We start from the raw sequence: 14,422 nt of genomic DNA, 5'->3' as shown, positions 1-14,422 counted from the left end.
CTGCCTAACCACGGTCATCTCAGCGCATAGCAAGGCCGGCGCTGTAAGCTCTGCGAACAATGCACCAGAATGTTATTGTTCCTGCGCCTCCACACTGATTATCGAAGCCATGCAAGACGACATCCTCAAACAATCCTTTGGCGGACTAATGGCCTTGATCGCCGTTGCCCGGGAAAAGAGTTTTACTCGAGCGGCAGCGCATCTCGGCTTATCTCAGTCCGCGGTTAGCCATGCCGTTAGCTCGCTCGAGCGAAACCTGGGCACACGCTTGCTCGCACGCAACTCCCGCTCCGTCTCACCTACGGAAGCCGGCGAAAGACTACTCGCAACTATTGGCCCTCGATTTGAAGAGATCGATGCTGAATTGCTGGCGCTCTCAGAATTAGGGGAAAGCCCCACCGGGACGATTCGAATAACGGCGTCGGACCACCCTATCCGATCGGTCATATCCCCAAAGCTGAAAAAATTCCTACCTAAATACCCAGGCATCAAGGTTGAGCTATTCGCTGACAATGGACTCATCGACATCGCGGCGGATCGTTTCGATGCTGGCGTTCGATTGGGCGAGTCCGTAGCCCAAGACATGATCGCCGTCCGTATCGGTCCCGATATGCGATTTACTGCGGTGGGCACCAGACGCTACTTCGCCAACCGCTCGGAACCTGAGAGACCGGAGGATTTGATGCAGCATAACTGTATCAATCTGCGGCTTCCTACTCACGGAGGACTGTGGCCGTGGGAATTTGAGAAAGACGGCCGACAGTTGAATGTACGTGTTGATGGCCAGCTCATTTATAACAGCATCTATGATTGTCTCGACGCTGCCATTGCTGGCTTGGGTATCGCCTATGTGCCTGAAGACATTGCGGAGCCGTACGTTGCCGCAGGGCACCTGATTCCGGTATTGAAAGACTGGTGCCCACTATGGGCAGGGCTTCACCTCTACTACCCAAGCCGCCGGCAACCGTCGGGAGCTATGGCGTTATTGATCGCCGCTTTGCGACATGAGTCATGACAAAAAAAGGCCCTGCAATGTGCAGAGCCTGAAGGAGTCATGAGGACTCAAGGGATGAACGTCCCGGAAAACGCAAGTCGAGCGATGCGCGCAACGACCTGCGCTCAGTCTTGAAGCCGCAATGTGTTTGGACACCCAGTTGCGGCTTCAAAGGTTGATTACTTCAGGTTGGCCCGGAAGAAAGAAGTCAGCTTGTCGAAAGGAATAAGGTTCACCCGATCATAGAGGTCAACATGCCCTGCGCCTGGCACGATGACCAATTCCTTGGGCTGACCAGCCAGCTTGAAGGCTTCTTGGCTGAATTCCAGTGAGTGCGCTTCAGAGCCTGCGATGAACAGCATTGGGCGAGGCGAAATCGACGCAATGTCATTGAAGGGGTAGAAGTTCATGAACTTCACGTTGCTGGTCAATGTTGGATGCGTCGTCAAATCAGGTGACGACCCTGCTGGGGTAAACTCACCGCGCGGGGTGCGATAAAAATCGTAGAACTCACGCTGGATCGGATGGGTGTTGGCGTCCAGCTTGTGTACCGTGCCACTGGTGTACTTGGTCTCACCACCGGTGAACTCTGTATAACGCTGTTCAGCCGCCTCTGCGATGATCTGCTTGCGCTGTTCAAGTGTTTGCGAATGGTTGAGCGCGTCGCGGTTGGCTGCACCCATGTCATACATACTGACCGTAGCAATCGCCTTCATACGAGGGTCGATTTTTGCCGCACTGATGACAAAGCTGCCGCTGCCACAGATGCCGAGCACGCCGATGCGGTTGCGATCAATATACGACTGCGTGCCAAGGTAATCGACCGCTGCGCTGAACGCTTCTGAGTAAATGTCGGGCGCCACGGCATTACGCGGTTGCCCCTCGCTTTCGCCCCAGAATGATTGGTCTATCGCAAGGGTCACAAAGCCTTGTTCAGCGAGTTTCTGAGCGTAAAGGTTTGAGCTTTGCTCTTTGACGGCTCCCATAGGATGGCCAATGATAATCGCAGGATTTTTGTTAGCCTTATTTAAATTCTTCGGAACAAAAAGATTCCCGACGACTTTCATCTTGTACTGATTATTGAAGGATACCTTCTGCTCAGTCACCTTATCGCTCTTGAAAAAGTTGTCCGCGCCGTTGGACATATCGGCGGCCATTGCAGTAACCGAACTCGCCAGCAGGGCCAGCGTTAAAAATAATTTCTTCATAATGTTGTTCCTGATTAAGAACCGATGTGTAGACGTCCAGAAACGACTGTGGTCTGATCCAGGCTCGATGAACGCCAGTAGAGTCCAATCCATGTGGTCAGCTACGCAGAACGAGGCGCTGGGTTTCTATGCCGGGCACTTCCCTTATGGCATTACGTCCAAGCCCACGAAGGATCAATTCGTCGACGTCAATGTATTCGAGGCACTGCCCGAAAAACACCACATACAATTGAAAGGCACCATGCATAAAAGTAATTAATAAAGATCGAATCGCCTGAGATCGGGTCTGGCGCGGTGATGACTTCATCAGCAGCAGCTCGGGGCTCGCCACAAGATTCATCGACCTGTCCTTCATTCACCAAAAGAAACATATACTGCACCAACTATTAATGTAACAGAATAATGCAAACCTGGTTGTCGACTTTTTCGTTTCGATTTCAGACAGCACCTCGGGCAACCGCAGCGCCGCAATCATCCTTCCGAGGGACGTATAACGTCCTGGATGCTCATCAATGCTGGCGCCAACCCCCGCACTATTTCGTTGGCCTTGGCCGTGGGCACCAGCTCCCTCGAACGTCGGATAAACAAGGGATCTTTAAAGTGGACTCGCAGCTTCGCCAGCGTGTTGCTCACCGCTGGCTGCTTTACGTTCAATCGTTCGGCTGCCCGCGTCACGCCTCGCTCGCGATAGACCACCCACAGAATGAACAAGGCATTGAGATCGATCGCCGTGAATAGCCCTTCATCAAGCTTCATCGTGCGGCCCCCTTTCGATTTGGGGCGTGAAACTGGCGAACCTCAAGTTGGAACATGATGCTACCAAATGATTGACCAACGCCGTCATCGACTCGCTTTCAAAGTGCTCAGTCATCATCGATGCCGCGCTCCAGTAGCCACTGAAGACCCACAGAGCAGGATCGCGGGAGCTACGAATCAAGCTATAGCCCAGGCATCCGTGTACCTTTTCAAAAGTCTCCGCGTACGCCTTTAAACGCTGTTCAAAGTGTTGGTCAACCTCTTCGATGACTCGGATCTCCAAGGTATTAACTGCGGCGATATTCATATCCGGCCCTGCTTCGCTTGGGTAATAAAATTAAATGACAACTGCGTGCAATGCCTGTGTTGCACGCGGTCAAGTTCCACATCCAACGAAAGCATTTGTGCTGCAGCAGCGAGACAAACCTAGCCCTGCGATGACTCCATGGCTATACGGCAACTGGTTGATACGCTCATGAGCATTTCTCAACAATGCTTGTACTAGAACCGCGCCACCACGAGTACCGTTGAACAACCGTGGCTAAGCCATGAACAGCATGTCCTGCAAATGCAAATGTCGCAAAAATATAAAATAACCACTTAAAACAATTAGTTATCCGATATTGCGGTGAACAGAACGGCATTATTCGAACATCGTCTGGTTTGCGATTAGGTGACTGCCGACCAAGAGTAAGGCAGAAGTGAAACGCGGTCGTGAGGATTGCATCTACACCGTGCGTTCCTCCAAGGAGATATATCCCGCAATAATTTACCGCCGTGGAAACGCGTGACGTCTCCCTCTAATGACCACCACGAGGGAAGCGCTAACGATGAGCAGCGCAAAACCCGAGAGACTTACGGTTCCGAAGTAGCTCAGGAGCAAACCACCCACGGCACCTCCACCAAAAATCCCCAAGTTGTAGATGGTCGTCAATATCGCCGTTGCCAGCTCAGCATTATCTTCCGCCACTCGCCCCGTCGCTGACTGGAAGACTGTCGGCATGCCCCCGAACGAAGCCCCCCACACAAAAATCGCAGCCGAAGCGATCATTTGATACGGAGCCGCTATCAGCACAACCATCGTCACAGCTGTGCAGGTCAATGCGGTGGTCGCTATAAGCCGAAGCCTCGTATCGACCAACCGTCCGGCGATCAGTACACCCAGGATGGCGCCCGTACCGAACAAAAACAGGCCCTGAGCGGTGCCGCCTGACAGCCTGGCTTTTTCCGCGAGCGGCGCCATGTAGGTGTACAGCGTGTAATGAGCCAGGATTGCGCAAAAAGCCGACAGCAAGATCACTTTCAGCCCCGGGGTGCGAATGACGTCACGAATCGAAGTGCCCTCCTTGTGCCGTTCGCCCGGCATGGACGGCACGACCAGCAGAACCCAGACGATGACAAGCAGCGCTAGCAACGAAAGCAGTCCATAGCTGAAACGCCACCCAAGCAATGAGCCCAGCAGGCTCCCCAAAGGCAAACCGGCGACCATGGCCACGGTACTCCCAGCCAGGGTAATTGCGACGGCCTGTCCCATGTCTTTGCGATCGACGAGGCGGATGGCATAACTGCAGATAACTGGCCAGACCACCCCTGCGGCGAGGCCGGCCACCACCCGTGAAGCGACCGTCACCGCATAAGACGTCGAGATGGCGGTAATAGCGTTAGCCACTGCAAAGCCCAGCACGAGCATGATGTACAACGATTTGCGAGGCACCCCGCGAGTGAGCGCCACAATGGGGATTGCGGCCGCAGCGGAGGCCAATGCATAGATGGAAACCAATAAACCGATACCGGCAGGGGGCTGCTCAAGGCTCTGCGCCATTGCAGGCAGAACCGCTGCCGGCATCGTCTCGGTCAGAATGGTGAGAAATGCCGTAGTGGACAGGGCAAGTAGCCCGAGGACAGGCAGGCGACCGTTATTTGCACTCATGGGCAGACTCCTTAGTCGGATGCGCTCTTGCGAAGGCGCACTGATGCCTTGCGCATCAAAAAAATTCCGACCTTAGCAGGAAGGTGCATAGGGAAACGCCCGTGCCAGTGAATGCTCCCATGAATCAAAGTGGTCACTGGATCGGCCTTGAGCGCCTCGCACACCGCTTAACTATGAGCCTTTCGCAATGAACGAAACTCGCGCATCTTCACGCACGGCTGAGCCGCTCAGAGTCAGAAACGACTGGCTGATAACCGTTCGTTTCGGATAACGGTACCGGCTATAAGGGCTATTGGTTCTCGTGAGCGGACCCAGCCCCACCCCACACACAAGACGCACGAAATACCGTGACCGTTTCGAATTTCGCAACAAACAACTTTTCAGCGGCGCATTTGTAGCCTCTTCGTTCATGGACAAGCCGGTACAGTAGATCTCCATGGTCCCGCAGAGCGACCGACAACAAAACCTACAGCTCGCCTTAGAAATCTGCCAACCATTCGGAGTCTTTCCATGAGCACATTGCGCATCACAGTTTTCAAACTCGCGAGCCTGGCCCTGTTCATAGGTGGTACCACCCAGGCCATGGCCGAGGACATTACATTCGTTTCCCAAGGCGGCGCGTACCAGGAAGCCCAGAGCAAGGCCATTCTCGAGCCAGCCGCGAAAAAACTCGGTTTGACGCTCAAGCAAGACAGTTCACCGAAGGCCTACCCGATCATCAAGACCCAAGTCGAGAGCGGCAAGGTGACCTGGGACGTGGTCGACCTGCCCACCGGCGACTGCATCCGCGGTGAAGCCGAAGGACTGTTCGAGAAGCTCGACCTGTCGCTGATTCCCAACGCCGCGCAGATCCCTGACAGCCTCAAGGACGAATACAGCGTCGGCTACATCAGTTACTCCACGGTGCTGGCGTATCGCACCGACGCTTTCAAGGGCAACAACGTCCCCAAAACCTGGGCCGATTTCTGGGACATCAAAAAGTTTCCGGGCCAACGCTCCCTGCGCAACTTGCCGCGCCCTACCTTGGAAATCGCCTTGCTGGCGGATGGCGTACCGGTGGACAAACTTTACCCGCTGGACGTTGAGCGCGCCTTCAAGAAGCTCGAACAGATCAAACCTGACATCGCCACCTGGTGGACATCCGGCGGACAGTCGGCGCAGTTGATCAGTGACGGTGAAGTGGACATGATCCAGGCGTGGAATGGCCGGATCACCGCCGTACAGGCCGCCGGCGCGCCGGTGGCGTTCGATTACAATCAGGGCGTGCTGGAAACCAACTCGCTGTGCGTCCTCAAGGGTTCCCCGCACAAGGTGGCAGCTATGAAGTTCGTCAACGAAGCCATCGATGCCAAACTTCAGGCGGCGTTGCCGATGATCATCGACTACGGCCCGCTGAACCCCGAGGCGTTCAAGACCGGGGTGATCCCGGCCGAGCGCGAGACCAAACTACCGTCTTCTCCCGAGAATATCTCCCGCCAGGCCCTGCTCTCGGCGCAGTGGTGGGCGTCGGAAGCCGGGATCAAGGCAGAAGAACGCTGGCTGGCTTTCGTCCAGAAAAAATAACGGCCGCTTTGCGCTGCGCCGCGGGCCAGGTGCCTCGGCGCAGGACATGCCGTCTGCCTCCCCGATTTCGACATAAAGCGCTTCGGCACCGGCCAATTCCACCTGCTTCGTTCGTTGGCATCCCGGTACATTAGGCCTGAGGGGCCCGCAGAGCGACCCGTGCTATCCCTCGCGCTTGCCTTAAGTACGTGCCCACCATTGGGAGTTCCTTACATGACAGTTTCCGAGCACCGCACCTCGCCGTCCGCGAGGACAATCGTCACCACCAGCAATGTGCACCAGCGCTGGGTTCCCTCCAGCGCTCTGCATTGACGAGAGGTCTTTATGTCAAACGCCTATCTCGCTAAATCGATGCCCGACTCCAGCGACAAGCCCCAACCGCCGTTGACCAGCGAAGAGGCCCTGGCCCGAGAGGAACGCAAGGAACACACCTCGATGCTGTTGCTGCTAACCCCCGCCCTGGTGATGGTGGTAGTGCTGTTGATTCTGCCGCTTTGCTGGCTGGCCTTTCAGTCGGTCCAGACCGAAGACGGATTTTCCCTGGCAAACTACATCCGGATATTCCAGGAAACCATCTACTGGGACACCTTTGTCCTGACCTTCAAGATCAGCTTCATGGTGACCGTCCTGTCGATTCTGATGGGCTTCCCCATCGCCTACGCCGCCTCGCGCCTGCAGGGTTTCTGGGCCAACCTGATCCTGATCTGCGTGATCTTGCCGTTCTGGACCAGTGTGCTGGTGCGGGCCTATGCTTGGCTGGTGCTGCTACAACGCCGCGGGCTGGTCAACCAGACGCTGATGGACCTGGGCATCATCGACCAGCCCCTGACCCTGATGCACAACACCACCGGCACGGTGATCGGCACCTTGCATGTGATGTTGCCCTTCATGGTCCTGCCGCTGTATTCGGTCATGAAGAAAATCCCCCAGGACCTCATGCAAGCCTCGGAGAGCCTGGGCGCGAAACCCTTCTACACCTTCCGCCGTGTGTTCCTGCCGATGGCAGCACCGGGGATCATGGCCGGTTCGATCCTGGTCTTCGTGATCTGCCTGGGCTTCTTCATCACCCCTGAACTGCTCGGTGGCGGCCGCACGATCCTGGTGTCGATGCTGGTGCAACGCAACGTCGAGCTTTATCACGCCTGGGGCGCCGCAAGTGCGGTCGGCCTGGTGCTGCTGTTCGTGGTGTTCCTGATTTTCTGGGGCATCAACCGCTTCATACCCATCGAACGCATTCTGGGAGCACGCTAAATGAACCTGCTTGCCAACCTGCGTCACCTGCGCCTGTCCCACGTGCTGTTCACCGTGGTGGTCGCGGCGATCCTGCTGTACCTGATCATCCCGGTATTGATCGTGGTACCCATGTCGTTTTCCGAAGCCCGCTTCCTACAGTTCCCGCCCAAGCAGTGGTCCTTCCATTGGTACGAGGCGTTCTTCAACAGCGCGGAGTGGATGTCGGCGGCACGGGTCAGCCTGATCACGGCCTTCTTTACCATGGCGATCAGCCTGCCGATCGGCATGGCAGCGGCCTACGCCATCAACAACTCGAGCTTGAAGGTAGTGCGAACGCTGCAGATCATTCTGCTGCTGCCGATGATGGTGCCGATCATCCTGATCGCCGCCGGCGTGTTCTTCGTGTATGCCCGGGTCGGCCTGATCAGCACGCTGACCGGGCTGGTGCTGGCGCACATCATGCTCGCGCTGCCCTACGTGATCATCGCGCTGCTGGCCGGTTTGCGTAACTTCGACATGTCGCAGGAAATGGTGGCGCGCAGCCTGGGCATGAACCGCTTCCGGGCCTTCATGGCCGTAACCCTGCCGCAGATCAAACCAAGCGTGGTGTCTGCCACGCTGTTCGCCTTCATCACTTCGCTGGATGAAACCGTAGTGGCCCTGTTCATCTCCGGTGGCGACAATCAGACTCTGACCAAACGCATGTTCACGGCCCTGCGTGACGAGATCGATCCGACCATTGCCGCGATCAGCTCGATCCTGATCCTGGCCTCCTTGATCCTGGTGTTGATCGCCGGACGCAACAAGCAGTAAACCTTCCTCAAAACACCTTTGCCCGCTTGGGCGGTACGCCGGACAACATCAAGTCCGAGCTGCACCGCCCAAGCGGGCAAAGCCATTTCCGGGTATCGCCCCGCCCCTGTCGATCACACTCCATCCGGCCATCACCAGTGCCAGCACAGCCTGCCGTCACGCGCCTGATTTCAGCATCTATCACCCGTACACAGGCCCATCTCGGCATCGCCCACTGGACGGGGCCTTTTACAATGGACCCATCGTTCGCACCCTCAAGGCCCTGATCATGTTGAAAAACCAACTACGTGACCCTTCCCTGCTTGTCGAACGCGCCTACGTCAACGGCGCCTGGATCGACGCCGATGACGGCGGGAAAATCGACGTGACCAACCCCGCCGATGGCAGCCTGATTGCCCGTGTCCCGGCGTTGCAGGCCACTGAAACCCGCCGTGCGATCGAAGCGGCGCAAGCGCGATTCGTCACTTGGCGCGAAGTGCCTGCCGCCGAACGCGCGCGCTATCTCGAGGTGTGGTTCAGCCTGATCATGGAAAACCAGGAAGACCTGGCGCTGATCATGACCACTGAACAAGGCAAACCGCTGGCCGAGTCCCGCGGCGAAATCGCCTACGGCGCCAGTTTCGTCAAATGGTTCGCCGAGGAAGCCCGACGCATCTATGGCGACACGATCCCTTCGCCTGCCGCCGACCGGCGCATTCTGGTGCTCAAGCAACCCATCGGTGTCGTCGCGGCCATAACCCCCTGGAACTTCCCGAACGCGATGATCACCCGCAAATGCGCCCCCGCTTTGGCGGCCGGTTGCACGGTATTGGTAAAGCCCTCGGAAATGACCCCTCTGTCGGCCCTGGCACTGGCGGTACTGGCTGAGCGCGCGGGCATCCCGGCGGGCGTGTTCAACGTCCTGACCGGCCTCCCTGCCGGGGTCGGCGGCGAGATGACCGCCAACCCCGATGTGCGCAAGCTGTCGTTTACCGGTTCCACCCGGATCGGTCAGTTGCTGATGAGCCAGTGCGCCAGCACCATCAAGCGCCTGAGCCTTGAACTGGGTGGCAATGCGCCGTTCATTGTCTTCGACGACGCCGACCTTGACCTGGCCATCGCCGGCGTCATGCAAAGCAAGTTCCGTAACGCCGGTCAGACCTGCGTCTGTGCCAACCGCATCCTGGTGCAGGACGGTATTTACGACCGTTTCGCCGAACGCCTGAGCGCCGCCGTGGCCGAATTGAAAGTCGGCGACGGCCTGCAAAGCGGCGTCACCATCGGGCCCCTGATCAACGCCGCTGCCGTGGACAAAGTGGCGCGGCACATCAACGACGCGCTGGAGAAAGGCGCGAGCATCGCCATCGGTGGCGCACCTCGAGGCGCTGGGCTGTACGTGCAACCGACCGTGCTGCGCGATGCCAACGCCGACATGCTACTGGCCACCGAAGAAACCTTCGGCCCGGTCGCCCCGCTGTTCCGCTTCAAGGATGAGGCCGAGGCGCTGACCCTGGCCAATGCCACGCCCTATGGCCTTGGCGCGTATTACTTCACCCAGGACATGCGCCGCGCCTGGCGCGTCGGTGAGCGCCTGGAGTTCGGCATGGTCGGGCTCAACACCGGGATCATTTCCATGGAAGTGGCGCCCTTCGGCGGCATGAAGCAATCGGGCACCGGTCGCGAAGGTTCCAAGTATGGCCTGGACGAATTTCTCGAGGTGAAAGCCTGGCACATCGGCGGCCTGGGCTGATCGAGGTCGGCCCAAAGCCGCCTGTGATCCCCCACTCGCGCCGGACAGCAGATCCTGTTGGTCCGGCGCCCCAAAACGGCACGAATCAGGCCCGCGCCTGTGTTCAGATAACCGACAGGCTTATCGGGCAATCCCTGGTTCCACAGAGGACGACGCTTCATGAATTTCACTGAAGGTTTTGAATCGGTCAGCGTTAACAAGGTGTGCAAGCATTACGGCAACCTCAAGGCTTTGAACAACGTGGACCTTAAGGTCGAAGCCGGGGAATTCATGTCATTGCTGGGACCGTCCGGCTCGGGCAAGACCACCTTGCTGAGCATTCTGGGTGGTTTCATCCGGGTCAGCTCCGGCAGCATTTTATTCGGTGAACGCGACGTCACTCTGATGCCGCCGCACAAGCGTGAAATCGGCGTGGTGTTTCAGAACTACGCACTGTTCCCGCACATGACCGTCGGCGAGAACGTGGCCTTTCCACTGCGTGCCCGTGGCGAAAGCGCGAGCAAAAGCCGCGACCGGGTCAAGAACGCCCTGGCGACCGTGGAGCTGTCGGGGTATGAAGACCGCAACATCGCCGCGCTGTCCGGCGGTCAGCGTCAGCGCGTGGCCCTGGCCCGCGCCATTGTCTTCGAACCCAAGCTGATCCTGATGGACGAACCGCTGTCGGCCCTGGACAAGCAACTGCGTGAAATCATGCAGATCGAATTGCGTGCCCTGCACAAGCGCCTGGGCGCCACCATGATCTACGTGACCCACGACCAGCGCGAAGCCCTGACCATGAGCGACCGTATCGCGATCATGCGCGGCGGTCAGTTGGTGCAGGTCGATACACCGCGTCGTCTGCACGATCACCCGGCTGACGATTTCGTCGCCAGCTTCATCGGCGAAAGCACCCTGGTGCCGCTGCAACGCGGTTCGGACAACGGCTTGACCTTGGGCGCCACGACCCTGCGTACCACCCGCCCGGTGCCGGCGTCCGGCGACGTGTTCCTGGCCCTGCAATCGGAAAAACTGCTGCTGGACAACGGCAGCTCGGGACCGGAGTGGAATCGTCTGCGTGGCCGCGTGGCCGATATCGTGTTCCAGGGTGAAAGCCTGAAGGTGTTCGTCGACCTCGAAGGCGGGCCAACGGTCAGCCTGCGCCAGCCCAGCCATCACGAAGGCAACCTCAACCTGCCGCCTATTGGCGCGCCGATGATGATGCGCCTGCACCCGGAAGACACCATCGTCGTCCCCCGCGCCGGAGTCTGATTCACCCGGAACATTTCGGTCCGTAGCAGCACGGTTTGTCGGCATCAGCAATCCAGGGTCACGCCGACCAACCGCTCTGCCACGGGCCGCTGTCGTTTCCGGTGCAAACGATACCCAGAGCCCTGCGCAGCGAAATATTTCGTCACACCCCTGCAAAACAGTCGATCAAAGCGCCTGGCACCCCAAGTTCAGCGCTTGTGGTTCCGGGCAATCCTTATCCTGATGACACCCACCCGCCACCTTTGGCGTTCACGGAGATCGAGATGAATTCTGCACTGACTGAAAACCAACGTCTGCTGGCCCTGCGCGAACAGCATGTGCCGCGTGGCATCGCCACCGCCCACCCGGTGGTCGCGGCGCGCGCGCAGGGGGCCGAACTGTGGGACGTCGACGGCAAGCGCTACCTGGATTTTGTCGGCGGCATTGGCGTGCTCAACGTCGGCCATAACCATCCGAAAGTGGTCGAGGCCGTGCGACGCCAGGTGGGCGAGATCTCCCACGCCAGCTTCCAGGTGGTGGCCTACGAGAACTACATTCAAGTGGCCGCTCGCCTGAACAAGCTGGTCGGCGGCGACGCCCACTACAAAAGCGTGTTGTTCACCTCCGGCGCCGAAGCCGTCGAAAACGCGGTGAAGATCGCCCGTAGCCACACCAACCGTACTGCGGTGATTTCCTTCCGCGGCGGTTTTCACGGACGCACGCTGCTGGGCGTGACCCTGACGGGCATGAGCCAACCCTACAAGCAGAACTTCGGCCCCTTCCCCGCCGAGATCTATCACGCCACCTACCCCAACGCCTATCGCGGTGTCAGCAGCGATGATGCCCTGGCCGAGCTTGATGAGCTGTTCGCCACCGACGTTGCACCGGATCGTGTCGCCGCAATCATCATCGAACCGGTCCAGGGTGATGGCGGCTTCCTGGCAGCGCCCAGGGAATTCCTGCAAGCCCTGCGTGCCCGCTGCACCCAGCACGGCATCGTGCTGATCCTCGATGAGATCCAGGCGGGCTTTGGCCGAACCGGCACAATGTTCGGTTTCCAGCATGCCGACATTCAGCCCGACCTGGTGACCGTCGCCAAGAGCCTGGCCGGTGGCATGCCGCTGTCCGGCGTGGTCGGTCGCGCCGAGATCATGGACGCGCCGACCCCGGGTGGCCTGGGCGGCACGTACGGCGGCAACGCAGTCGCTTGTGCCGCAGCGCTGGCCGTATTGGACCTGTTCGAAGAGCAGGATCTGCTGGCTCAGGGCGAGACACTGGCGACTCAACTGCGCGACGGGTTGCTAGCCCTGCAGAAACGTTATCCGAGGATCGGAGACGTGCGCGGCCTGGGCTTCATGCAGGCGATTGAAATGGTCGCCGACGATGCCGCTCACATTCCGGATGCGGCACTGGCACAAAAGGTTATCGATGAAGCCCGTCAGGCCGGTTTGCTGGTGATCAAATGCGGTGTGCATCGCAACGTGGTGCGGTTCCTTGCGCCGCTGGTGACCACGCCGGAGCAAGTGACAGAAGCCTTGCAGATGCTTGAAAAAGCATTGGCCGTCGCCTGCTGAACGCGCCGACGGTAACACCCGGCCCGGCCTGCCTCGGCAGTGTTGGGCCGTGGGTCGAATCATCATGGAGCCGGCATGGCCTACTCAGGAGCAACTCATGAGAGTCACCCATTACAACGCGTTGGGTCTGTCCTTCGGCACGCTGGTTGACCGCGAACGGGGCATTCTCGAGGGCCTGCGACCGTTGGCGGTGCAGAGTGAAACAAGCGCCAGCGACGCGCAGCTGCTCAGCGCATACAGACAAGTGGCGCAGGCGCTGGCAAGCCAAGCGCCGCAGATCAGCGCAGCGGCTTTTCATGGCCAGCTCTACCAACGTGTGGCGCAACAATTGCAAATCATTCCGGGCTGGGATGAAAGTGTGGCATTCAGTAGCTCCTCTGCCCTGTGGCCTATTTTCGAAGACGCCCCTGGTGCCCTTCAGTACCTGGGCAAGTTCTACCGTTTGATACTGATCGCCCCACCCCAGGGTATCGATGTACTTGCCCTGGTCCGTCGCCTGCCGGCCGAATTCGATGCGATTGTCGAACCGAGCGATGCGGATTGGCACAACAGTCTGGACAGCGAGTTGAATCGCCTGGGGCTGGAGCGTTCGCAACTGTTACCGGTGCGCAGCACGGAAAGCGATGACCCGTGGAATCAGCGGGTGGACTTTCCGGTCTGCACAATCCGTCGCGGCCATGACCAGCCGTGGAACCATTCGCCTCAGGCGATGGACGGCAAGCGCTGCGAATACGCCAGCCTCGCTGACCTGGCCCATGCCCATCAAAGGGCATTGCACGCCTGAGAGCGACGGCCCTGATTTGATATTGCGAGGACTGATCAATGGACGCTGCAACCAAGCTCGACCGAATCGACATCAACATTCTGGTCCAATTGCAAAAGGACGGGCGCATGACCAATGTTAGCCTCGCCGAAGCCGTTGGCCTGTCGCCCAGCCCTTGCCTGCAACGCGTCAAACGCCTGGAGGCCGCCGGCTACATCAGCGGCTATGAGGCCCACGTCAATCTGGCCAAGTTCGCCAATTCGGTAACCGTGTTCACCGAAATGACCCTCTCGGACCACAAGCGTGCCGACTTCGTGAAGTTCGAATCAAGCATCCGCAACATCGACGAAGTGCTGGAGTGCCACTTGATCAGTGGCGGCTACGACTACCTGGTGCGCTTCCTGTGCAGCAGCATTCAGCACTATCAGGAACTGATGGAATCGATCCTCGACAAGAACATCGGCATCGAGAAGTACTTCAGCTACATCGTGATCAAATCCCCCGTGGTCAAGAGCACCGTGCCGTTGCGCAGTCTCGTCCGGGCGGTCTGAAACAAAACCTGCAGCGGTGCGGCGGGCCCTGTCGCTGGCCAACCGCACCGCTGCAGGTCGGATGAATCCTCAAGCGCCTTT

Annotated in this window: 14 protein-coding genes; 9 read left to right on the top strand and 5 right to left on the bottom strand. The window is 58.6% G+C overall.

Annotation, left to right across the window (positions count from 1 at the left end):
• The first annotated feature begins 109 nt into the window (after positions 1-109).
• The gene (locus AC4IHP_RS06145; protein WP_490831182.1) at positions 110-1,015 is read left to right on the top strand and encodes a LysR family transcriptional regulator; all 906 of its coding nucleotides are present in this window, start codon (positions 110-112) and stop codon (positions 1,013-1,015) included.
• A 158-nt stretch (positions 1,016-1,173) separates the two neighbouring features.
• On the opposite strand, the gene AC4IHP_RS06140 is transcribed toward AC4IHP_RS06145, so the two are convergent.
• The 5 genes from AC4IHP_RS06140 to AC4IHP_RS06120 all read right to left on the bottom strand — a co-directional run bounded on the left by AC4IHP_RS06140 (position 1,174) and on the right by AC4IHP_RS06120 (position 4,888).
• Complete coding sequence (locus AC4IHP_RS06140) at positions 1,174-2,202, bottom strand: alpha/beta hydrolase (protein WP_490831181.1); 1,029 nt, start codon at positions 2,200-2,202, stop codon at positions 1,174-1,176.
• A gap of 97 nt (positions 2,203-2,299) precedes the next feature.
• Positions 2,300-2,542 carry a hypothetical protein gene (locus AC4IHP_RS06135; protein WP_490831180.1) on the bottom strand — a complete coding sequence of 81 codons (243 nt, stop codon included), beginning with the start codon at positions 2,540-2,542 and terminating at the stop codon, positions 2,300-2,302.
• Between the two features lie 131 nt (positions 2,543-2,673).
• Positions 2,674-2,958, bottom strand: coding sequence for a helix-turn-helix domain-containing protein (locus tag AC4IHP_RS06130; RefSeq protein ID WP_490831179.1), 285 nt, complete (start codon positions 2,956-2,958; stop codon positions 2,674-2,676).
• Entirely contained in the window at positions 2,948-3,265 is a 318-nt protein-coding gene (locus AC4IHP_RS06125) for an antibiotic biosynthesis monooxygenase family protein (RefSeq protein ID WP_490831178.1), read from the bottom strand. Before AC4IHP_RS06125 ends, AC4IHP_RS06130 begins: the two co-directional genes overlap by 11 nt.
• 462 nt (positions 3,266-3,727) lie before the next feature.
• A complete protein-coding gene (locus AC4IHP_RS06120; protein WP_490831177.1) occupies positions 3,728-4,888 on the bottom strand; it encodes an MFS transporter in 1,161 nt (386 codons plus the stop codon).
• Between the two features lie 510 nt (positions 4,889-5,398).
• On the opposite strand from AC4IHP_RS06120, the gene AC4IHP_RS06115 reads away from it, so the two are divergent.
• The 8 genes from AC4IHP_RS06115 (at position 5,399) to AC4IHP_RS06080 (ending at position 14,341) form a co-directional block, all read left to right on the top strand.
• The gene (locus tag AC4IHP_RS06115; protein ID WP_490831176.1) at positions 5,399-6,451 is read left to right on the top strand and encodes an ABC transporter substrate-binding protein; all 1,053 of its coding nucleotides are present in this window, start codon (positions 5,399-5,401) and stop codon (positions 6,449-6,451) included.
• Positions 6,452-6,775: 324 nt separating this feature from the next.
• On the top strand, positions 6,776-7,702 hold the full coding sequence (locus AC4IHP_RS06110; RefSeq protein WP_490831175.1) for an ABC transporter permease: 927 nt from the start codon (positions 6,776-6,778) through the stop codon (positions 7,700-7,702).
• Complete coding sequence (locus AC4IHP_RS06105; RefSeq protein ID WP_490831174.1) at positions 7,703-8,497, top strand: ABC transporter permease; 795 nt, start codon at positions 7,703-7,705, stop codon at positions 8,495-8,497.
• Between the two features lie 268 nt (positions 8,498-8,765).
• Positions 8,766-10,226, top strand: a complete 1,461-nt coding sequence (locus AC4IHP_RS06100) for an NAD-dependent succinate-semialdehyde dehydrogenase (RefSeq protein WP_490831173.1) — start codon at positions 8,766-8,768, stop codon at positions 10,224-10,226.
• A 159-nt stretch (positions 10,227-10,385) separates the two neighbouring features.
• Positions 10,386-11,474 (top strand): ABC transporter ATP-binding protein, encoded by a 1,089-nt coding sequence (locus AC4IHP_RS06095; protein WP_490831172.1) that lies wholly within the window; start codon positions 10,386-10,388, stop codon positions 11,472-11,474.
• Between the two features lie 263 nt (positions 11,475-11,737).
• The gene (gabT, locus tag AC4IHP_RS06090; RefSeq protein WP_490831171.1) at positions 11,738-13,027 is read left to right on the top strand and encodes a 4-aminobutyrate--2-oxoglutarate transaminase; all 1,290 of its coding nucleotides are present in this window, start codon (positions 11,738-11,740) and stop codon (positions 13,025-13,027) included.
• 97 nt (positions 13,028-13,124) lie between these two features.
• The gene (locus AC4IHP_RS06085; RefSeq protein ID WP_490831170.1) at positions 13,125-13,811 is read left to right on the top strand and encodes an HAD family hydrolase; all 687 of its coding nucleotides are present in this window, start codon (positions 13,125-13,127) and stop codon (positions 13,809-13,811) included.
• Positions 13,812-13,849: 38 nt separating this feature from the next.
• The gene (locus AC4IHP_RS06080; protein ID WP_081567735.1) at positions 13,850-14,341 is read left to right on the top strand and encodes an Lrp/AsnC family transcriptional regulator; all 492 of its coding nucleotides are present in this window, start codon (positions 13,850-13,852) and stop codon (positions 14,339-14,341) included.
• Positions 14,342-14,422 lie beyond the last annotated feature (81 nt).

The organism is Pseudomonas sp. UF-293, assembly GCF_058245595.1.
Note: the sequence above shows the minus strand (reverse complement) of the source record. Positions and strands in the feature narration are given on the sequence as shown.